The organism is Roseivirga sp. 4D4 (assembly GCF_001747095.1).
GTDB lineage: Bacteria > Bacteroidota > Bacteroidia > Cytophagales > Cyclobacteriaceae > Roseivirga.
This window is the reverse complement of the sequence record NZ_MDGP01000001.1, coordinates 272,631-293,789: the sequence shown is the minus strand read 5'-3', so window position 1 is coordinate 293,789 and position 21,159 is coordinate 272,631. Positions and strand designations below refer to the sequence as shown.

General features: G+C 41.1%; 18 protein-coding genes. 11 read left to right on the top strand and 7 right to left on the bottom strand.

Going from position 1 to position 21,159, the window contains the following annotated elements; genetic code table 11:
* Together BFP97_RS01235 and guaA are read right to left on the bottom strand one after the other, a co-directional pair.
* Positions 1-1,830: a tetratricopeptide repeat protein gene (locus BFP97_RS01235; protein WP_069840671.1), complete on the bottom strand. Its 1,830-nt coding sequence runs from the start codon at positions 1,828-1,830 to the stop codon at positions 1-3.
* Entirely contained in the window at positions 1,821-3,350 is a 1,530-nt protein-coding gene (gene guaA / locus BFP97_RS01230; RefSeq protein ID WP_069840670.1) for a glutamine-hydrolyzing GMP synthase, read from the bottom strand. Before guaA ends, BFP97_RS01235 begins: the two co-directional genes overlap by 10 nt.
* Positions 3,351-3,927: 577 nt before the next feature.
* On the opposite strand from guaA, the gene BFP97_RS01225 reads away from it, so the two are divergent.
* From BFP97_RS01225 to BFP97_RS01215, 3 genes are all read left to right on the top strand, one after another.
* On the top strand, positions 3,928-5,292 hold the full coding sequence (locus BFP97_RS01225) for an SPFH domain-containing protein (RefSeq protein WP_069840669.1): 1,365 nt from the start codon (positions 3,928-3,930) through the stop codon (positions 5,290-5,292).
* A 68-nt stretch (positions 5,293-5,360) separates the two neighbouring features.
* On the top strand, positions 5,361-5,795 hold the full coding sequence (locus BFP97_RS01220) for a DUF1801 domain-containing protein (RefSeq protein ID WP_069840668.1): 435 nt from the start codon (positions 5,361-5,363) through the stop codon (positions 5,793-5,795).
* 278 nt (positions 5,796-6,073) lie between these two features.
* Positions 6,074-7,048 (top strand): serine hydrolase domain-containing protein, encoded by a 975-nt coding sequence (locus BFP97_RS01215; protein ID WP_170827377.1) that lies wholly within the window; start codon positions 6,074-6,076, stop codon positions 7,046-7,048.
* Between the two features lie 26 nt (positions 7,049-7,074).
* Here the strand turns inward: BFP97_RS01215 and BFP97_RS01210 are convergent, their stop codons facing one another.
* Positions 7,075-7,995, bottom strand: coding sequence for a hypothetical protein (locus tag BFP97_RS01210; RefSeq protein WP_139135143.1), 921 nt, complete (start codon positions 7,993-7,995; stop codon positions 7,075-7,077).
* A 221-nt stretch (positions 7,996-8,216) separates the two neighbouring features.
* Here BFP97_RS01210 and BFP97_RS01205 point away from each other — a divergent pair, with 221 nt between their 5' ends.
* Positions 8,217-8,609, top strand: coding sequence for a hypothetical protein (locus BFP97_RS01205; protein ID WP_139135142.1), 393 nt, complete (start codon positions 8,217-8,219; stop codon positions 8,607-8,609).
* 19 nt (positions 8,610-8,628) lie between these two features.
* On the opposite strand, the gene hisB is transcribed toward BFP97_RS01205, so the two are convergent.
* From hisB to hisG, 4 genes are all read right to left on the bottom strand, one after another.
* A complete protein-coding gene (gene hisB / locus BFP97_RS01200) occupies positions 8,629-9,726 on the bottom strand; it encodes a bifunctional histidinol-phosphatase/imidazoleglycerol-phosphate dehydratase HisB (protein ID WP_069840665.1) in 1,098 nt (365 codons plus the stop codon).
* Positions 9,727-9,833: 107 nt separating this feature from the next.
* Positions 9,834-10,844: a histidinol-phosphate transaminase gene (gene hisC / locus BFP97_RS01195; RefSeq protein WP_317039305.1), complete on the bottom strand. Its 1,011-nt coding sequence runs from the start codon at positions 10,842-10,844 to the stop codon at positions 9,834-9,836.
* A 25-nt stretch (positions 10,845-10,869) separates the two neighbouring features.
* Positions 10,870-12,159, bottom strand: coding sequence for a histidinol dehydrogenase (gene hisD / locus BFP97_RS01190; RefSeq protein WP_069840663.1), 1,290 nt, complete (start codon positions 12,157-12,159; stop codon positions 10,870-10,872).
* Positions 12,156-13,016, bottom strand: a complete 861-nt coding sequence (gene hisG, locus BFP97_RS01185; protein ID WP_069840662.1) for an ATP phosphoribosyltransferase — start codon at positions 13,014-13,016, stop codon at positions 12,156-12,158. Before hisG ends, hisD begins: the two co-directional genes overlap by 4 nt.
* A 291-nt stretch (positions 13,017-13,307) precedes the next feature.
* Between hisG and BFP97_RS01180 the strand changes: the two genes are divergently transcribed.
* From BFP97_RS01180 to BFP97_RS01150, 7 genes are all read left to right on the top strand, one after another.
* Positions 13,308-13,940, top strand: coding sequence for a hypothetical protein (locus BFP97_RS01180; protein ID WP_069840661.1), 633 nt, complete (start codon positions 13,308-13,310; stop codon positions 13,938-13,940).
* A gap of 95 nt (positions 13,941-14,035) precedes the next feature.
* Positions 14,036-14,719: a hypothetical protein gene (locus BFP97_RS01175; protein WP_069840660.1), complete on the top strand. Its 684-nt coding sequence runs from the start codon at positions 14,036-14,038 to the stop codon at positions 14,717-14,719.
* A gap of 625 nt (positions 14,720-15,344) precedes the next feature.
* The gene (locus BFP97_RS01170; RefSeq protein ID WP_221406582.1) at positions 15,345-16,133 is read left to right on the top strand and encodes a tetratricopeptide repeat protein; all 789 of its coding nucleotides are present in this window, start codon (positions 15,345-15,347) and stop codon (positions 16,131-16,133) included.
* 426 nt (positions 16,134-16,559) lie between these two features.
* Entirely contained in the window at positions 16,560-17,120 is a 561-nt protein-coding gene (locus tag BFP97_RS01165; protein ID WP_069840658.1) for an isochorismatase family protein, read from the top strand.
* A gap of 223 nt (positions 17,121-17,343) precedes the next feature.
* The gene (locus BFP97_RS01160) at positions 17,344-17,745 is read left to right on the top strand and encodes a DUF6010 family protein (RefSeq protein ID WP_069840657.1); all 402 of its coding nucleotides are present in this window, start codon (positions 17,344-17,346) and stop codon (positions 17,743-17,745) included.
* A gap of 673 nt (positions 17,746-18,418) precedes the next feature.
* On the top strand, positions 18,419-19,225 hold the full coding sequence (locus tag BFP97_RS01155) for an endonuclease/exonuclease/phosphatase family protein (protein ID WP_083262363.1): 807 nt from the start codon (positions 18,419-18,421) through the stop codon (positions 19,223-19,225).
* Positions 19,226-19,285: 60 nt separating this feature from the next.
* The gene (locus BFP97_RS01150; protein ID WP_069840655.1) at positions 19,286-21,085 is read left to right on the top strand and encodes a TPR end-of-group domain-containing protein; all 1,800 of its coding nucleotides are present in this window, start codon (positions 19,286-19,288) and stop codon (positions 21,083-21,085) included.
* Positions 21,086-21,159: the final 74 nt, after the last annotated feature.

Sequence of the window (21,159 nt, the reverse complement as noted above, 5' to 3'; positions counted from 1 at the left end):
CTAATTATTGTTTCGAGGTACGATGGCAGCTCCCTCCACCTTCAAGACAGGCAGATAGCGATTGTCATTCGAAAGTCGATAATTGAATTTTTCTGTAAGCTCCCCTCTAAAATCATCTCTTCGTTTTACTCCTACCTGAAAATACTTACCATAATCGCCCAACAGCCTACCGAAAGTAACCATGATATCATAGCCTATGTAGGCATCGCCAAGGCGATCTTCCTTGATCGGGCTTTTCAAATAAGCGGCAACATATCTCTCTCTGAACTCAGCAACTTCTGGGGTATTATAATTGATCAGATTCGTACCTAAAAATGTAGCATTCAACCGTTCTAGTTGATCAAAAGAGATGGAGCTCTCAGCAGTCAAAAACCTTGAAGAAGATAAGTATTCAACTGTATCAGGTCTCCCTTCAATTCCACTCAAAGCACTCGAAGCCAATGAGGAAATATCTGAGGCAATAAACACATGACCGATACTATCTGGAAGGATTTTCAGTGTATCATAAACGAAATCTCTTTGGCTGTAAATCTCCCATTCTTCTTCGCCTGCTTCACGAAGTGAGTCCATTTCAGCAATCATATTGGCTACAACAGCGGAGTCTTTATCCACTTCCTCCTCCTCGATAAGCCACTGCTGAATATTCACTGATTCATTAGGCCTCACCTCACGGAAAATTGTGACATCGAAAGAATCTTTTTCGATGATTTGACGGTAAAGGTCAGCTCTTGCTACATCGCTAAAGCCACTGTAGAATACCGCGGCATTTTTATTTCTAGTGAAATTCTGTTTGGCATACTCAGCTGCCTTTATAGCGATGGATTCATTACTTGGATAGTATAAAAATGCAAATGGATTATCCTTCAGAATATCTCCGTTTGATGATAATGGATTGATAATGTTGACCTGCTTCTCTTTAGAAAAATTGGACATCAACTCAACGGCACGCTGTGTTACGGGTCCAATGATTAAGTCTAAATCTGTGAGTACTCCGTCTTCCACCTGATTTTCAAGCCTTGTTTCTAAATTCTGAGTATCAATAGTGATGAGATTAATATCAACCCCTTCATCCTTAAGTTTTTGAACACCAATAGCCACTCCTTCATACATTCTAGTTGTCCAGTTGGACATAGAACGAACGAGCATTGCCGAGTCAGGGCTATACCTAAATGGTAAAAAGAGCCCAACATTATAGGTTGATTTCTTCGGAGAATATTCTATTCCGTCAATCCCCAAGTCGAGGTTCAAGGCATATTCAGATTGAAGATTCGACAACAAAAGCATATCCTGCTCTTGCACCGGGAGCGCCAGTACTTCGTTAGCCAACTGAGAAGCGATCAGGTTATCCTCAGGGTATTCATCCAATAGTTTTTGAAGTGCCTTCAAATCAGTCGTGTTGGAAAGCAGCTGTGACTTCAATGCTTTTTTGCTCTCGCCAAGCTCTGGTTTAGTGACCAAATCGAAATATCGAAATGCACTTTCAATATCTCCCTCTTCAGCCGCAAGGTAACCCAACCAATAGTTGACATCTTCTTTGACATTCCAGTCTGGGTACTTCTGAAGCAACTGCTTGAACATATTTTTGGCACTCGTATTATCTCCTGACTTATGAGCCGCAATGGCATAATAATAGGATGAATACTTCACCAAATCGTTGCTCTGGCCCATAGAAGTCAGCGGTGCAAACTTACCCAGGGCCAAGGCATACTGCTCTTGGTCAAAAAGCCTTTTGCCTTCGTCAAAAAGCGCCTTAACGTCTTGCGAAAAGCCAATGCTTGTACAAAAGATGGACAAGACTATTGCTAAAAAAAACCTCTTTGCTACTCCCATTCGATGGTTGCTGGTGGTTTAGAGCTGATATCATAAACCACTCTATTTACTCCTTTTACCTTATTGATGATCTCGTTCGAGACGTCCTGTAAAAAATTATATGGCAGATGACACCAGTCCGCTGTCATTCCATCCACACTTGTCACAGCCCGAAGTGCCACAACTCGTTCGTAAGTTCTTTCATCCCCCATTACACCAACTGACTGAATAGGCAATAGCATTGAGCCCGCCTGCCAGACATCGTCATAAAGGCCATTGTCTTTTAATCCTTGGATAAAAATGTAATCCACTTCTTGCAAGATAGCTACTTTCTCAGCAGTAATGTCTCCTAAAATCCTGATACCCAAGCCAGGGCCTGGAAAAGGATGACGACCCAGAATATTTTGATCGATTTCAAGGCTTCGTCCAACATTTCTTACTTCGTCTTTAAAGAGTGTATTCAGTGGTTCGACCACTTTCAGGTTCATCTTCTCCGGTAAACCACCAACGTTATGATGCGATTTTATTGTGGCCGAAGGACCCTTCACAGAAACCGACTCAATTATATCTGGATAGATGGTTCCTTGACCTAACCATTTAGCATCTTCTACTTTTTGAGCCTCTTGATCAAATACTTCGATAAACACTCGACCGATTGCTTTTCTCTTACCTTCTGGATCGGTAATACCAGCTAGCGCAGAATAGAATTGTTCTTTGGCATCTACTCCTTTCACGTTCAGTCCCATGCCTTTATAAGACTCAAGTACAGAATCGAATTCGTTCTTTCTCAGAAGTCCATTGTCAACAAAAATGCAATGGAGGTTTTCACCGATCGCTTTGTGTATTAAAACAGCGGCTACTGAAGAATCAACTCCACCCGAAAGCCCCAGAATTACCTTATCATCACCTAACTTTTCTTTAAGGGCTGCAACTGTAGACTCTGCAAACAAGTCAGGAGTCCAATCTTGCGAACAACCGCAGATGTGTACTACAAAATTTCTTACTAGCTCTTTTCCTTCTTCTGAGTGCGTTACCTCTGGGTGAAACTGTATTCCATAAGTTTCTTCGCCCTGAACTTTGAAGGCTGCCTTCTCAACACTAGATGTACTGGCAATGACATCGAAACCTGCTGGTAGTTCAGAGATGGTATCTGCGTGAGACATCCAAACCTGAGAATCAAGGCTAATCTCTTTTAGTAATGGATAATGCCCATCAACCCTGCTCAACCTTGCACGACCGTACTCGCGAATCTCTGAAGGCATTACATTACCTCCATACTTTTGAGCCATCAACTGAGCGCCATAACAAACACCTAGAACCGGCATCTTACCTCTGAATTGATCTAAGTCTAAATCCGGTGCATCTTCTTCTCTTACTGAGCAAGGACTACCTGATAGAATGACACCTTTTATGTCATCCGTAATTTCCGGAATGTGGTTAAAAGGATGAATTTCACAATAAACGTTAAGCTCTCGAACTCTTCTGGCAATCAGCTGGGTGTATTGGGAACCGAAGTCGAGAATGAGGATCTGTTCTGCCATGCGCAAAAATAATATTAGCCTCGACTAATCACTAATATTTAGCAAGTATTTCTAGCTGAAAATGACCCGACCAAAAACACAAGTCACTGAAAATGAGAAGTTCATAATTCAGAATATAATTCCGTATTTGAAAATATATAAAATATTATTCTGAATATGTAACATATTCGAAATATTATTCGTATATGTAATTGTGTTTCAAAATAGAAACATCTAATCAGATCAAGGCGATGAACAAGCAAACTTACATTTCTCAATACTACATCTCGAGCTCAATCCTGAGCAGAGATTATTGGGAGATTCTTGCCGAACCTCCTTCGAGGAAAATTAGATTTTCTTACGATAGTCAGTTTTAAAAATGCTTCTGGCGCTGAACCGATCGGTTCGTTCTGAAGCGTCAGTCAAACTAATAGTCAAAACCACTCCGAACCCCTATGTAGATCAATGCTCTGCATGGGTTCCACTCAGGACTATGTAGTCGCGAAATGGCTATCTCCTACACAATCATTTCAATCACTTATCCATTGGCCACACGGGCCGATCGGGAAAGCTATGTTTCACTTCTAAATCTATAACTATGACATTTTTCGGAATCATTTTATTAATCCTCGGTTTGATCACTCTGATCATGAGACCCTTGCTTTCAGATGAAGACAAGTTTACCGAGGACAAAGACGGTCAAACGATAAAGACCGCATCCAAAGCGCCAGCTTTGTTGTTGATGTTTACCAGACGGGTATCCATGGCCATTTTGATCTCTGGTGCTACGCTGATCACACTGCCTAATTTATTCTTCTGGGCCGAGCCAGGCTATCAGTACTTTCTGGTTTACCCAAGTGGTAAAAAAAGCGCAATCATGACAGAGGGCATTAAGTTCAGAGGCTTTGCCAAAATAACACCGTGGCAAAAGTTTATTGATGTGAAAGTGGTAAACCCAGGTGACGACACCGATGATATCGAAGGGCAGATGGAGCCCATTCCCATACGATTCATTGACCAAGTTACCGCCACCACCAAGCTATCAACTCGTTTTCAATTACCTGCGGACAAGGAGTCTTTCATCGAGTTGGCTATCGAGTTCCGTAGCCTACAAAATCTTGCACAAAACACCCTAATCCCTACGGTAAGAGAGGTGGTTTCTAATACAGGCTATATGTTTGCTGCGCAAGATTATATCTCAGGTTCGGCATCAGACTTTAGGGTCTCGATTGAAGAACAGTTAAAAGATGGTGCCTTTAGTGTGGAGAAAACTGAATATCGCGATACAGTGATCACAGCCATTGAGCAAGGTGACCGTGAAATCAAAGAAGTTCAGACTCGCTACGAGGTAAACAAGCGTAAGGATGAGAATGGTCAGTTCATTCGAATTCCTCACGACATCAATGAAAACAACATAATCGTGGCTCAGGTAATCGTGGATGATGTAGTACTTGAGCAAGTCTTTAAGCAAAGACTAGAAGCACAGCGTGACGAGTCTGCAAAAAGACAGCTCGAGCAGCAGAAGATTAAGACTGCGAAAGATGCTCAGGCCAGAATTATCGCAGAGGGTGAGCGTGACAAGGCTGCTGAGCGTGTGACTCAGGAGAAAGAGCAAGTGAAGGCCTTGATCTCCATTGAGACCAAGCTGAAGCAAGAGGAGACTAACAAGAAGTTAGCAGCCATAGCACTCGAAACAGAGCGTTTAAAGGCCACGGCTCAAAAGGTGAAAGCCGATGCTGAGTCTTACCAAAATGCCAAACTAGTTTCGGCAGGTTTGACCCCACAGCAGCAGGCGGAATTACAAAAGCAAATTGCCATTGGGGTAGCCCAGCAGGTTGCTAAGATTAAATTCCCTACCACCATGATTATCTCAGGTGGTGAGGATGGAGGAACACCACTGGAGGCACTCATCGGGGCGGCCATGACCAAACAGTTGACCAGTGCCAGTAAAGGTGGCAACTAATCCAAAAGGAGAGTTTTTACTCTCCTTTTTTTTATTCAAATTCAACTGATACAAAACTCAATCCACACATGTCCAAAAGTGACCTTGTTCTAGAAATCAATCCCGCGGTCAAAGCGAGATTTGATAGCTACCCAGCTGAGATCAAAGTAAAAATGGATGCTTTGAGAGCTTTGATCATTGAAGTAGCTGAAGAAACCGAGGGAGTTGATCACTTAGAGGAAACACTCAAATGGGGAGAACCCTCCTACGTCACGAAACATGGTAGCACACTAAGAATAGATTGGAAGGCAAAAAGCCCAGATCAATACGCCATGTACTTTCAATGTACAAGCCAATTAATCCCCACATTCAGATTCGTTTTCGGAGAAGCCTTTGCATATGAAGGTAATCGGGCGGTAATACTTCCATTGAGCGGAGACTTGCCGACCAAAGAAGTCAAGCAATGCATCGCCACAGCTCTCACCTATCACAAGGTAAAGAAGCTGCCTACTTTGGGTTTATAATAGCTACCTAGTCTTGCTATAAATAATAATGAATAAAGCAAAGGCAACCCCTATAGTTACACATCGTGAGTCAAACCTTCTCAACGTCCTAATTCACCTCCCACCCTACAGTTAGTTGATAATTACTGAACACTTTCGGTACTTGAGAATAGATTTAAGTGTCTTTTATGAAATACCATCTCCTACTTTTCTTAAACCTTATTTTAATTGGGTGTTGCTACGGGCAAACTCTTGCAACAAATCATCAAAACGGCTCATTATCAAAAAGCCAAACTGATTTGATTTACCAGAATTCAAAAGCATTCCCAAATAACACACAACTTTCAATTGCCCTAATTAAGAATGGAGAGACTCAGTTCTATGGAATTAAACGAGTCAATGACTCCATAGTCAGCATCATTAATAAGAAGAGTGTATTTGAAATAGGTTCCATTAGCAAAGTCTTCACATCCACGTTATTGGCCAATTTTGTAACGGAAAATCAAATCGAACTGGAAGATGGGGTCAATCAATACCTTGAGGTTCCATTTCAAAACAACGAAGTGGTGAGCTTTGCATCTCTCGCCAACCACACCTCAGGACTTCCGAGACTACCATCCAACCTAAACTTATATGCTGTTGACCCTAACAATCCTTATGCTGAATATGGCGAGGAAAAACTGAAAGATTATCTCTCACAAGAATTAAAAAGAGAGACTATCGGAAGGTATGCCTACTCAAATCTCGGGGCTGGACTTCTGGGATATACATTATCAAAAATATCGGGCAGTTCCTACGCTGAACTCCTTTCTAATAAGGTTTTGAACCAATACAATATGACCAACTCTTCGACAAGCCCGAGTGACTTAAAATCACTATTAGTTAAAGGGCAGAATCCTTTAGGCGAAATCGCTCCTAACTGGGACCTTAATGTTTTGGTAGGAGCTGGGGGAATTTTATCGAATGTTGAAGATCTTGCCAAGTTCGCTATGGCGCACTTCGACAAAGACAATAAAGAACTTGCCTTAACAAGGTTAAAAACCCAATCAGTCAATGTGAATATGGATTTGGGTCTCGGCTGGCACATCATAAAAAATCGATCTAAAAATCCTTGGTTTTGGCATAACGGAGGAACAGGAGGCTATACCTCCTCCATGGCAATTGATGTAGAAGCCAAAAACGGTATTATTATACTATCAAATGTATCCGCCTTCAGCTCGAACATGTCAAATATTGATACGCTCTGTTTTGCATTGATGAAGACATTAGAATAATGATTTCAGGAGGCTGAAATCGATGACTACTCTATAGTCTTAAAGAAATGACGATAGCCGATGGTTACTGTCTGCCAACCCCAAGTATTGAGTCCTACATTAAAGTTGGAGTAGAATGCGATATGTTTGTTTAAGCGATATTGGATTTGATTACGCCAGAAAGCAGGGGTATCTCGATTTTCTATATAGCCATGATAGCCTGATACATCGCTTCCCACAAACCACTTCCCTTTGGTCCATTCTATACCAACACCGTAAGTACCCGCATCATTTTGAAAGAAATTCGAGCCATTAGGTAGGCCATTCTTATTGGTTTGCCAGGTGTAGAAACCAAGCATACCTTTCAGTAAAAGGCTACTTTCTTCCGTTTTAATAATGGTTTTGCTGACTGTTGCTTCCCAAAAGAACATACTCGCATCGGTAAAACGCGCATTGCTGACGTTACCACCGGTTGTAGTCTTAGAGTGCGCTCTAAACGTAATGTTCGGCATACGTGACTTGTCTTCATTGGCAATTCTTAGAATGATACCGAAGGCTGTGTCCCCTGTATTCCAACCGATACCACTGCGACTTCGCATTCTGCGTTCATCTCGGATCTCATCGGTCACTTCCCAGTACTCCCAGGCGATACTTTGGACATAGAGTACGGCCTTGTCTTTGGCCAAAGGAATATTGAATTCAGACCAATGATTAAGGGTTTGATCTCCCCTTCCATAACTGTATTCAAAAGTATTTTCAGACCAAAGTTCATTGTCGATCTTACCATTGCGAAGTACTGGAATACGTAATGCGTTGGGGCCCATATAACCAGGAGAAATACTTACGTACCGATCGCGATCCGTGCCAGCCGCATTCGGATAGTCATGCAATGCATCCCACCAGTCCAGGTTTTGACCTGACAACTGGAATGTGCAAAGCACAAAGAAAAGACACAGAAGTTTCCGCATGGTTGATTTTGAAGCTCGAATGTAAAACATAGGCAGCTAAAAGCGGAAGGATTTACCGCTTAAGTCTTCAAAAACGAAGCACAAACAGTCATTTGAGTATCATTTCATCTAGAAATTTATCTGTTTCGGAGACAATTATCAGCAGGATGTATATCACTAACTACTCTTTGTTAACCCGCCTCGAACACTGGAAGTCTTCCTATAAAACAACGACAAGGATTATGAAGACAACTAAGAACATATTATCAAAAGCTTTTCGCTTAATGCTAATTGCAATTATGCTAATCACTGTATCTCAAGTAGAGATGAAAGCACAAAACAGTCAGCAACAAGGAATAACTGTACCCAAAGACACAATGGAGTTGTATGTGGGCAGTTATGAAATGCAGAAGGACAACTTCCTGAAAATTGAAATTCAGGATGATCAACTAAAAGCAATCGGACCGGATAAAACGGTCTATGAGCTAGTTCCAATTACCAACATCAGATTCTTCCTAAAGGCCTTCGGAGTCGACATTGAATTCGTAAAAAATAACGATAACAAAATCACCAAGCTCTTAATGATCCGCGAGGACGGCCAGCAACTAGAGGCCATTCGCGTGGATCAGGATTAAGGTTTTCGTTTGACCGCGATTACAGCAATCCTTTTGTGCTCGGAAGTATATCGAGTTCATCAGGGTTGCGTTTGACAGCCATTTTTATCGCCTTAGCAAAGGCCTTAAAGATGGCTTCAATTTTATGATGCTCATTATCACCCTCCACTTTTACATTCAGGTTACACTTCGATGTATCTGAAAATGACTTGAAGAAATGCATAAACATTTCCGTAGGCATATCCCCCACTTTCTCACGCTTAAAATCAGCCTCCCAAACTAACCACGGACGACCACTAAAATCGATAGCCACTTGAGCCAATGCTTCATCCATTGGCAGCAGGAATCCATATCTGTTGATCCCTTTCTTGTCTCCGATCGCTTCCAAATACGCTTCACCTAATGCTAAGGCTGTATCTTCAATCGTATGGTGTTCATCGATATGCAAATCGCCCTTCACTTTGACCGTGAGGTCTGCACCCGAGTGCTTACCCAATTGATCAAGCATATGATCAAAGAAGCCCAACCCAGTATCATTATTGCATTGTCCAGAGCCGTCAAGGTTCAATTGAATCAAAATATCAGTCTCTTTGGTTACCCTGTGAATTTCTGAAGTACGATCAGGCATTTGAAGAAAGGAGAATATCTCATCCCAGTTGGTAGTTGAAAGCGCAGCACGATCATCAGTTTCATCAGAAATGAAAATCGCCTGAGCACCTAGGTTTTCGGCCAATTGAATATCCGTTTTCCGATCGCCCAACACATATGAGTTTGCTAAATCGTAGTCACCCTCAATATACTTGGTCAATAGCCCAGTTCGAGGCTTTCGGGTTGGTGCATTATCGGCTTCGAAACTTCTATCGATACAAATTTCGTCAAAGACAACTCCTTCGCCCTCCAGGGTTTTGAGCATCTTATTATGCGCAGGCCAAAAAGTATCCTCTGGGAAAGAATCTGTCCCCAAACCATCTTGATTTGTGACCATCACTAGCTCGTAATCCAACTGCTCGGCTATTTTCCTGAGATTGGTAATTGCTCCTGGTAGGAATTCGAGTTTCTCCAAAGAATCAATCTGAAAATCAATTGGTGGCTCTATGATTATAGTGCCGTCTCTATCTATAAAAAGTACTTTCTTCATTGTCTTATTTCTTTTCGTCTTTGCGAGGGAAGCATGACCGAGGCAATCTCCTTATTCATAATCCGAGACTGCTTCTCCCGATGAATCGGGATCGCAGTGACGTTATTCTAGAGTCTTTTCAATGCTTCAATTAAAGCATGATTTTCTGCTGTGGTGCCCACTGTAATTCTTATACCATCATCACAGAGCACGACACTCGATCTATCTCTTAATATCACCTGCTGCTCAATCAGTCTTTTATAAACCAACTTTGCATCTTTAATTCTCACCAAGAAGAAATTAGCATCTGTTGGATACACTTCTTCTATAATATCAAGGCTTTCTAGCTGCCCTTTCAAGTCCGTTCTATTCTTCAGAATATCACTCACCATTTCATCTTTGGAGGCAATATTATCCAATGCCTTTAGCACCGTCTCCTGTGTCAAGCCACTTAAGTTATATGGTGCTTTGATCTTATTCAAGATGCTCAAGATTTCTTCAGAGCAGAAAGCCATCCCCAACCGCAAAGCGGCTAAGCCCCATGCCTTACTGAAAGTCTGCAAAACGATCAGGTTTGGAAATTCAGCCAAACGATCGGCAAAGGAAGCTCTATTGGTAAAATCAATATAGGCTTCATCAACGACAACCAGTCCGCCAAAGCCTTTGATCACCTGCTCAATCTTACCTAAATCCACATCGTTGCCCGAGGGGTTATTGGGCGAACAGATAAATATGATCTTCGTTCTTTCATCAACAGCATTCAGAATTCCTTCAGTATTTAGGTCAAAATCCTTGGTCATCAGCACCTCTCTGGCCTCCACCCCATTGATATCGGCACTGACCTTATACATACCGTAAGTCGGAGGATTGATGATCACATTGTCGACACCCGGTTCGCAGAATGCGCGAAACAGTAGGTCGATCGGCTCGTCAGATCCATTACCCAGAAATATCTGCGCTGCATCGACATTCTTTATCTCGGCAATTCTTGCCTTCAATGCCCTTTGATAAGGATCTGGATAGCGATTCCATTTTTCTGGTGTGATCGATCCATAAGGGTTTTCATTCGCGTCTAAAAAGACACCCTCACTCCCTTTGTAATCATCTCGTGCCGATGAATAGGGCACTAAGTTTTTCAAGTGTGGCCTTAAAAGTTGATTTGGATCAAACATTACCCACCTCCTTCAGCCTAAGCGTAACGGCATTCTTATGTGCCTCAAGCTCTTCGGCCGCGGCCATAGTTTCCACCACAGGCCCCAAAACTTTTAAGCCCTCTGGAGTAATCTCCTGATAGGTAATTTTCTTGACAAAGCTATCCAAGGAGACACCGCTATACATTTTTGCATAGCCATTGGTGGGTAGCGTGTGATTGGTACCGGAAGCATAATCTCCGGCAGACTCTGGTGTGTAATTTCCTAAGAAAACAGAGCCTGCATTCACAATGCGATTGGCAACTTCCCATGGTTCGTTTACCGATAGGATCAAGTGCTCAGCACCATATTCGTTCAAAAGATCAATAGCCAAAGACTGATCCTCCAGGACAATCGCAACACTATTCTCTAAAGCCTTTGAAGCCATCTCAGCTCGTGGCAAAACGGCCAACTGACTACTCACTTCACTTTGCACAGCAGCTACCACTGCCTCAGACGAAGCCACTAAAACCACCTGAGAATCTACTCCATGTTCTGCCTGCGAGAGCAAATCAGCGGCTACGAAGGCTGGTACAGCAGATTCATCCGCGTAAACCGCAACTTCCGATGGCCCTGCAGGCATATCGATAGATACGCCATATTTCATGGCCAATTGTTTGGCTGCAGTGACATATTGATTCCCCGGACCGAAGATTTTATATACCTGAGGCACCGTTTCTGTCCCAAAAGTCATGGCAGCTACCGCTTGCGCACCACCGACTTTAAATATCTTATCAATACCTACCAGTTGAGCTGCATAAAGAATGGCTGGATGTACCTTACCCTCTTTGTTCGGAGGTGTGCAAAGCACTAACTCACGACAGCCAGCAATCTTAGCTGGAACAGCCAGCATCAACACAGTAGAAAACAAAGGAGCCGTTCCGCCAGGAATGTAAAGTCCAACTTTATCAATACCCACCGACTTGCGATAGCAGTTGACACCAGGCATGGTTTCCACTTTCACGAAATCGTCTTTCTGCGCTTCGTGAAAAGTCTCAATATTCTTTTTGGCTACTGCAATGGACTGTTTCAAATTATCATCCACTTGTTCAATGGCTTCAGTCACCTCTTGATCAGAAACTCGAAGGTTGTCTAAAACCACACCATCGAATTGCTCGGTGAATTGACGCAAAGCAGCATCGCCACGAGATTGCACAGACTCCATCACCGGCTTTACCCTTCCCTCGATGGCTTCGAGATTCATGGTTGGCCTTTCTAATAGTTCCGTCCAAGTAGATCGCGCTGGTTTGATTACCGTTTTCATAGAATCATTTTCTCAATTGGCACCACTAGAATTCCTTCGGCACCAGCGCCTCTCAATTCTTCGATAATCTCCCAAAAATCGTCCTCCCTGATTACAGTGTGTACTGAACTCCACCCCTCATCAGCCAAAGGCATAACGGTAGGGCTCTTCATACCCGGAAGTATCTGGGTAATTTGATCAATGGCCGAATTAGGCACATTCATCAGGATGTATTTGTTATTCTTAGCAGCTTGTACCGCCTCAATTCTGAAGATGAACTTCTCTAGAATGTCTCTCTTGGCCTGGCTCAAATTCTTATTGGCCAGCATCACTGCTTCCGACTTATAGATGACCTCCACCTCCTTGAGGCCATTGCTCATCAGCGTAGAACCTGAGCTCACGATGTCGCAGATTCCATAAGCCAAACCAATACTCGGAGCGATCTCTACCGAACCACTGATCTCGTTGATTTCGGCATTGACGTTTTGTGATTTTAGATAGTCACCCAAAATCTTCGGGTAGGAAGTAGCAAGACTTTTTCCTTCGAAGTCTTGTACTCCATTATAAGGTTCATTTTTATCGATCGCCAAAGACAATCTACATTTCGAAAAGCCGAGGTTTTTCACCGTATCGACATCCTTATTTTTCTCTTCGGCTTCGTTGCCACCAACGATACCTATATCGGCAATACCGTCTTGCACATAGCCTGGAATATCGTCATCTCTAAGGAAGAGAAACTCCATTGGAAAGTTGGTAGAAGCGGCCTTTAACTTGCCTGTACCGTTGTTAAACTTGATACCACACTCCTTGATTAGCTTCAAAGAGTCATCGCTCAGGCGACCTTTTTTTTGTACTGCAATGCGTAATGTATTATCCATCTGGATGTAAGAACTGTAATTAATAGAAAATGATTTAAAAAAGGGCGGAATTAAGTGACCGCGTAGGCCACATAGGGGTTATACATCTCTAAACGAGATGATGGAAGTGATGTGCATGAGCTGCGCGAAGGGCGATATAGGTTTTCACTAACATCGGCTGCAAAGATAGAGGACGACTATAAATGTACAAGCCCGTCTGTCAAAAGATTTTCATTGCTATATGATATCCGAATTGATAATTGTTAAGAATTTCAACAAATTCAGAGAATAAAGGAACCAAGCGAAAAATTTATGAAAGAGGAACTCATTACTGATAAAATGACATTGGGTCAACTATTTAAGGGTTTGACTATAAAAAATATAGTATCTATGTCAAGCGTCCTAATAGCGATTATCTCTACTTCTTTTTACTTAGGATCAAAGTATCCAGAGCTCTCCCGAGACACCGTGAACTTGGAAAACATCACTTCAGGAAATAATTTAGAACAATATAAGGGTGTTTGGATTTATGAAATTCAGAACGAAACATTGGATTTTGAAGTATTTGCGGTTTTGGAAATTCGTTTTGACCAAAATTCTCAAGAATTTGTTTCAAATGGAAAGGTCTGGAAGAAAGGTAAAGAACCAACTGTTAGCAACTATGATGCCGTTTGGGATAGCGATGGAATTTTCATTAATAAACAAAAAATGAACCTGATTTTCGATCTGAGAAGTAAAAATAACTTTGATTCAAATGAAAATAGTAATCCCTCTAATTATGAAGGAATCATTAGAATAAGTCTAACAAATGACGAAAACTCCTTAGACGGACGGGTCTATGACCTCGAACCAAATTCCGCGGTTGGTTCATTTTCAGCAATAAGGTCACATAGCAAAAATCTAAACAGTGCAATAATTGAATCATATAATACTTTTGGAAAGTAGAGAATAATCAATTGCTCCCCCCTTGTTGGTATTCTACCACCAAATTATTTCAACATTGTATAACCATACCACCTGAATAATTTTAGAAAAACAATATGAAAGAGCACTTTACGGAAATTATAAATTCAAAGGATTTGAAGAGTATCTCAATCGACTTGGTGGAAAAGGCTCTAGACAATGAAACATCTCAGGAAGTTATCAAAGAAGTACCAATTTTAAAATCGCTAGTTGCGGTTAAGAATATATACAGTTCCTATACCGATAGAATTTTCATCAAAAAAGCCATGCATGTTCTTTTAGAATTAAGTGAGACAAGTTGGAATGAAAGGACTGAACTTGTATATGAATTAGGGGATGATGATGAAAGCGGTGCTGAAAAAATACTTATGGCTATCGATAGGCTTGAGACTACAAGAAAGTGTAAAGTATATGGACGTTTGTGTAGATTAAAAGCACTTGGTAAAATAGAATATGTCGAAGATTTCTTAAGGCTCACCAAACTGATCCAAGATGCTTACCTAGATGATTTGATTCTAGTTACATATTTCAAAAAATACGAAGGAGAGGAAATTTATGAAGGGGAGTATTACCCTCTCATTAGTTTAGGGCTGATATACCAAGAACCCTCTGAACAAAATCCCATTGAAAGAGTCGATCAATACAATGAATCCTCACCAGAATTTAAAGGAGGTGACATTAAATTCAACTATCGGTTTTCAGACCTAGGAAAAACGCTTCTAGAGCACTACTACCATCTTTTCCCTGAAGACAAAGAATAAAACTGTTCCCATGCCATCTTGGCACTATCACCAAAAGACAAAAACCACACTAACCAGAAAAATATGGAGGAAGTTTTATCAACCTTATTAATAATTGGATGCGGCCTTTTTGCGGTTCGCTGGCTGGTCAATTGGAGACTCTTAAACCTTAAAAATCGTACGTCATACACTTTGTTCCGCACTGATTATTCTTTAGTTGAATTTTTCAAGATGTTCAAACATATGGCAATTAGCGAATGGAAACTTTGGTGGTTTGAGTTAGAAGATCAAAAAGCACTAAAGATTGTTTCAAACACTTTATCATTCATCGTTTACCTAATTTTTATTGCTCTGATTATATTATTCATAATCGAGTAAAGACCTAGACACCCTCCGCCCTTGTTGGTCCCTGCCTGTCGGCAGACAGGTTATGACCAACAAGAGCCGCAAAGGTTAAATATCTCCAATAGGCACTAAGTTTCAGTCTAAATGGTTATTTGCAAAGGGCATCTAGATCATATACTTTAGAGTACCTAGAGAAAAGGTCAAACCGACAGAGCTTAGTTGGATCTTCAACTTCAATATTCTGATGAAAAGTCCAATATTTTTCCTACTCGCGCTTGTCCCATTCTTCACGTTTGGACAAGTGAAAGAACCAACTACTGATCAGCTAGCTTTTGATCAAATACTAGAAACCTATTATGATGAAGAATATGATTCCGCATTGACTCTTTGTCAAAATTTCCTCAGTAATCATATAGAGTCCTCTTTAATACCAAGAGTAAAATATAATATGGCCTACATTCTTCGAGAAATAGATCGGGATGAAGAAGCCATTCCGATTTTCATAAATCTTCTTGAATCTAATTATGATGAGCAGGAAAAGTTTGGTGGACTTATGGAGCAATATGCATTATACAAGCATAGAAGCGCATCCAATCTCGCAGATATATACCTCAACCTGAAAAACTACGAGCTAGCTAAAAAATACATCCGCTTATTTGACAAGAAATATAAATACCAACATTTTGGTGGTAACGAGCTGATGGCGTATGAAATCTACTCAGCAAAACAATATGCTAGACTCTATCACGGGCAAGGAAAAATTGACAAAGCAATAAAGAAACTATTACCATATATTTTTTACAATGGATTGGCTAGCAACAGTTCATTACTAAACCTATTGGAAGAGTACTTATTGGAAAAATATTCAAGAAAAGAACTGTCTATTCTAATAAATCAGGCAAAATCAACCCTAGTTATAAACACAGAGGATGAGGCAACCATAATTTTTCTAAAAACTAAAATCGAGGTGTTAGACTATCATCTTTTCACTAGTGGAAATGTTGATATCGAGGACAGCCTAAAACTGAAGGGCCAAGCCAAATGGAATAAGGCCTTTGACAAGAATGAGTTTTTCGCAAAGTATTTATAACAAACAAACTTCCAGCCCTTTTTGGCACCTGCCTGTCGGCAGACAGGTTTCCATTAACGAGTAATTGAATACCCATCAAACAGACAGATTGCCACGTCAGAAAAGTTTGCTCACGCCACTTTTCTTTATTGTCTGCCAATAGGCCGGCTCGCAATGACAGTAGTCCCCGCTCGCTTGGCCCATACTTGTCGACAAACAGATTATCGCCAACAAGTAAAAGGCATGTCTTTTCAATTAGAGTGTGAAAACGCACTACATGCAATGCTTTACAGCCACAGTTCATAAAATCAGTCGTACTCAATTTGTATCTAAAATATCGAGTAGGTTATCAAAAGATCATATATTATGTCTTGATGATCTGCTTAAAGGGTAAATCACGTTTAAGCAGTGGTTAGCTAACTCTTGACACAATTAACATCGAATCGCATGGAAAACAGAAAAGCTTTGCTTGTAATTGATATGCAGAAAGGCTCTTTCACATCTAGAACACCAAGGTTTGACAGGATCGGGGTTGTTAAAAGAATCAATGAGCTTTCTCTCTTATTTAGAGAATTAGAACATCCTGTTGTCTACATCCAACACGATGGAACTGGAACTGGAGAGTTTGAAAAAAACGATCCTGACTGGGAAAATTTAGATGATCTAAATGTAGAACCTACTGATGTCAGAATCGACAAATATGCAAATGACGTTTTCTATAAATCAGAACTTCATTCAAAACTGAAAGAATTGAATGTCAATGAACTGTTCATTACTGGTTGTGCGACCGACTTCTGTGTTGAATCGACAATTCAGTCCGCGTTGACAAAGGATTATAATATTACCGTTGTTGAAGATGGACATACAACTGGGGAAAGACCACACCTGAAAGCAGAACAAGTGATAAAACATTACAATTGGGTCTGGCAGAATATGATTCCGACTAAAGGAAAAATTGACGTTCAGAAAACAGAACAAATAAAAAATCATTTGTCAACAGCTTATTAAAAAAACAGCTGTCTTCCTCATTAAGCAGAAGATAGTAGATATCAGTTTTGGCAAAGGAATGCTTTCCCTACCCATGTTTGTGACTGCCTGTCGGCAGAGAGGTTATAGCCGACAAGCAAACTTTGGCATCCTTTTAATTGAAGTTATAACCTACTATTTTTAATTCTCCACGGCTACTACCTCTGGATGGACATCTACAGTAAATGACCATTAAACTAAAGAGATGATGAAACCAGTAGCAAAAAACATTTTAGTCGGATTACTCTTGGCGACAGTTACCATCGCCTTGCATATGTCACTATCTGAATCAAGGAGATTGGAATTGACCTCATTCCTGTTAGTACTAATAGGTTCAGTGTACTATGGGTTCGCATTGTTGAGCAAACATAAAGAAGTGATTGTCATTGAAGTGATAGTGGCTTCCGTTTTTGTAGCTATGGGTGTTTTTGGACTTTGGTTTTCTCCCTGGATATTGATTACTGGTTTATTTCTGCATGGACTCTGGGATATAGCGCATCATAACGCTTCGGTGAAATTGGCTAAAATTCCCAGTTGGTATATTCCGTTCTGTGCAGCCTATGACTGGACTATGGCCATTTACGTAAGCTTGATTATGCTAAACTAAAAGTCCTATTGTGATGATCTTGTAGTTATCATTCTCGACTGAACACAATGTCCAATTAGCCTTGGCAAAGCAATAAGCACAACTCTTTTCAAAAAAAGAGTCCGGTAACCTTCTGCTACCGGACTCACCTAACTTCAAACCCTCGGCTGGCTGGTAAGGAATTTGAGTTATTTAATGGTTTCTTTAGGTTTTGCATCTGCTATCAGGTTTGTTCTGAAAATTAGCCCAGTGACCCATACGGCCACTGGACACACCAAAACACTGTGATACCTGGAATACAGGAAACCAGTTTCTTTATATTGTTATTTAGTGCGCTCATCCTCCATGAAGTCCGGCAGCCCATCTGACTACCGGAACAACTAGAGTTCCACCAACCTGACTACTACGAATAGTTGGCAGAGGGACACACTACATGTTTCTTACATTGTGACCATTTACCTAGTCTAATGCTCATCTACTGAGTCACAAACTGTTTAGTACCATTTGTACTTTTGTGATATTCAAAGTTCTAATGTTGGACTCCGGGAATGGTGCTGATTTAAACTGATTGAGTGCCCCTTTGCGCTATTAGGGTGTCCATTTATCCATTTTTGATGCTCATTTACACATAGAGCTATTAAACCCCACTTTACACGCACTTTTAAGTCGTTCAGCAAAAGCTTAACTTCCTACCATGATCTTATTCAAGCGCGTCCTATGCTCAATGCTCTGCATAGCGGGTTTCCTAAGCCTCGCCAGTTGTGATCTACAAAAGACAGTTGAAGTGAAGATTATGTCCTACAACATCAGGCATGGTCAGGGAATGGATGAAGTACTGGACTTATCGCGTGCCGCATCGATTATCAGAGCAGAAGCACCCGATCTATGCGGCCTGCAGGAGATTGATCACTATTGTTCTCGTACTGATAGTGTTGACCAAACTGGATATTTAGCTGAAGAGACCAAGATGACTGGAACCTTCGGTAAGTTTATGGACTATCAGGGAGGCCAGTACGGCATGGCTACCTTATCCGCCAAACCCTTAGTATCAACAAAAGTGCTGTCGCTACCCGATGGCATTTATGAACCACGAAGTGCAATTATTCTGGAAGCGGAAATTTCAGAAGACCTTAGTGTCCTCTTCGCCAATGTACATTTCGATTGGATCAATGGCCTAGAGGGTGATTCGAGTCGTTTGAATCAGGCAATGGCTTTAGTCGAATACCTTGACACTATCGAGAAGTCAGTAATCATCACTGGCGACTTCAACTGCACTCCCAACTCTCCTACCATGCAATACTTTTATGATCATGGATTTGCTTTCGCCCAAAAGGGAGCAGACAGTCTTAGTTTTCAAGGAGGCAAGAAAGCCGAAATTGACCATGTGATTTATCGCAGTACTGCAGGGCAAAAAATCAGTCTAAAAAGGATCAAACTATTGGACGAGCCCTTGGTTTCAGATCATCGACCTCTGGTGGCTGAGCTAGAGGTGACCTATTAATTCGATAACCGCGATAATGACTAGAGTTGGAGGTCAGTATCAGACTTAGTATCTTAAAAAATGCTTCAACCAAAATACTTGGGTATTGTCTTTGGACTAATACTCAACCTTACCTTGTCTGCCCAAGACTCTCTCAGGTGGGTAGCCACACAACAACTTAGATCCGGTGACTACACAACTGTTGTCAAAACCTATGACCTTCTATTCACTGAGTACAGAGGCAATGGTAATGACTACTATAATGTCGCCTTTTCATGGTCATTATTGAAAAACCAAGAGATGTCATTAAGATATCTTGATAGTGCTTTTTTATATGGGTTCACCAACCTGAACCATGCCAAAACAGACCCCGATCTGACCCTAGCAAGGCAGAGCCCTCGTTTCAATGCCTTAATTGAAAGAGAAGAAGCCTTTTATAAAGAGGAAAACATTGACTATCTGTGGATCTTGGAAGCCCTGACCAAGAGACCGGTGGTAAGCCTTAGGAATAAGAGTCATTATAATTCAATTAGTAATTGGCTAAACTCAGATGGTATTTCCGCTAAACAAATTCTGGATGCAAGGCCTGATCTAGATCTCAAGCTTACTTCCGACTCGTTGATCGACTTTTCGGATAAGAATCTAGTCATCCAAAATGGTAAAGGCACCATCTTACTCGAACGCCTTAAACTTAACCGACTCGTGTTAGCTAGTTCTACCGGCATTTTGAAGGAGGGTGATCGGGTTCAGAACATCATTGGCCTTCATGATATTCAAGTGACGGAGATGTCTTGGAGCCTTCAAGACTATGACATCATCCGTTTTTTTAGAGTCGAAGTTGACAAAATTGAGCAGAACTATATGGCAGGACTGGGACGCTTGAATATTACTGATTCAAAGCTTACGCTAACACAACAATTCTTTGAACCAAATCTTGGCAGACCTTACTACCCTTTTGGCACAGATCAAAAGCCGATCGACATGGTAATGTTCAAGGGAAATGAATTCAAGTGTCAAACTGGCATGATCGGCCGGATACCACTAGAGATCAATTCACCTAGTATCGATATCAGCAGTAATGTATTCCATAACGAAGTCGATTTTTTTAATTCCAGAACCAAGAGTTTGAATATGTATAAAAATCGTTTTATGAAAGCGGTAAACATTGATAGAACTAACTTCCACAGCCCAATTAACTATTTGCCCTATCGACAGTTTGAAGGTGGATTTGGGGTCAATGGTGAACTTAGTTGGGAACAATGGCAAACCCGCACCTTTGTAATCGGTGAGAAGGAAGAAGTCAATCAAGCAGGACCCTATGACAAGCTCATCTATAACTACAAGTTGATGCATACCAATTATAAAGAACGTGGCGACATGGTCTCAGCCAATGCCGCTTATATTGATCTAAAAGATCTCATGCTGAATCATGATTACGCAGCATACCAAAAGACTGGTTCTTATGAGCGTCTTATCCAATACCAGATTGGCAAACTATTGAAGTTCTATACCCGAAGTGGAACAAGTCCGGCAAGAGCGATACTGGTTTCCTTCTTTATCATTTTATTATTCTCTTTTATCTACCTCCTCTTCCCATCTGAATGGGACACCAAGAGTAAAAAACGAATGATCGAAGACTATCGCATCTTTAAGGAGAAGAACGAAAAGGGTTATATCAGACCTTTCTTTGTTATGCTACTAGGCATTATCAGAAGTTGGCTAAATGCTTTTGCCTTGAGTCTAAATGCCTTTGTAACGCTCGGTTTTGGTGCTATTCCAACAAAAGGGATAGGTCGTTATATATGTATCATACAGGGCTTTATGGGCTGGTTCCTACTTAGTATTTTCACTGTATCACTGATCAATCAAGTATTGATCTAGGTAGGACGCTAGTGGCGGAGCTAGAAGTAGTTTACTCGTTATACCAGAAATAAAAAAGGCCTGATCAGTGTCTG

Bases quoted from the DNA above. Each gene is read 5' to 3' on its own strand.
- BFP97_RS01165 (WP_069840658.1), top strand. From the start codon at position 16,560: ATGGAAAACAGAAAAGCTTTGCTTGTAATTGATATGCAGAAAGGCTCT.
- BFP97_RS01180 (WP_069840661.1), top strand. From the start codon at position 13,308: ATGAAAGAGGAACTCATTACTGATAAAATGACATTGGGTCAACTATTT.
- BFP97_RS01210 (WP_139135143.1), bottom strand. From the start codon at position 7,995: ATGCGGAAACTTCTGTGTCTTTTCTTTGTGCTTTGCACATTCCAGTTG.
- BFP97_RS01155 (WP_083262363.1), top strand. From the start codon at position 18,419: ATGATCTTATTCAAGCGCGTCCTATGCTCAATGCTCTGCATAGCGGGT.
- BFP97_RS01220 (WP_069840668.1), top strand. From the start codon at position 5,361: ATGTCCAAAAGTGACCTTGTTCTAGAAATCAATCCCGCGGTCAAAGCG.
- hisD (WP_069840663.1), bottom strand. From the start codon at position 12,159: ATGAAAACGGTAATCAAACCAGCGCGATCTACTTGGACGGAACTATTA.
- BFP97_RS01225 (WP_069840669.1), top strand. From the start codon at position 3,928: ATGACATTTTTCGGAATCATTTTATTAATCCTCGGTTTGATCACTCTG.
- hisG (WP_069840662.1), bottom strand. From the start codon at position 13,016: ATGGATAATACATTACGCATTGCAGTACAAAAAAAAGGTCGCCTGAGC.
- BFP97_RS01150 (WP_069840655.1), top strand. From the start codon at position 19,286: ATGCTTCAACCAAAATACTTGGGTATTGTCTTTGGACTAATACTCAAC.
- BFP97_RS01205 (WP_139135142.1), top strand. From the start codon at position 8,217: ATGAAGACAACTAAGAACATATTATCAAAAGCTTTTCGCTTAATGCTA.
- hisB (WP_069840665.1), bottom strand. From the start codon at position 9,726: ATGAAGAAAGTACTTTTTATAGATAGAGACGGCACTATAATCATAGAG.
- guaA (WP_069840670.1), bottom strand. From the start codon at position 3,350: ATGGCAGAACAGATCCTCATTCTCGACTTCGGTTCCCAATACACCCAG.
- BFP97_RS01235 (WP_069840671.1), bottom strand. From the start codon at position 1,830: ATGGGAGTAGCAAAGAGGTTTTTTTTAGCAATAGTCTTGTCCATCTTT.
- BFP97_RS01175 (WP_069840660.1), top strand. From the start codon at position 14,036: ATGAAAGAGCACTTTACGGAAATTATAAATTCAAAGGATTTGAAGAGT.
- BFP97_RS01160 (WP_069840657.1), top strand. From the start codon at position 17,344: ATGATGAAACCAGTAGCAAAAAACATTTTAGTCGGATTACTCTTGGCG.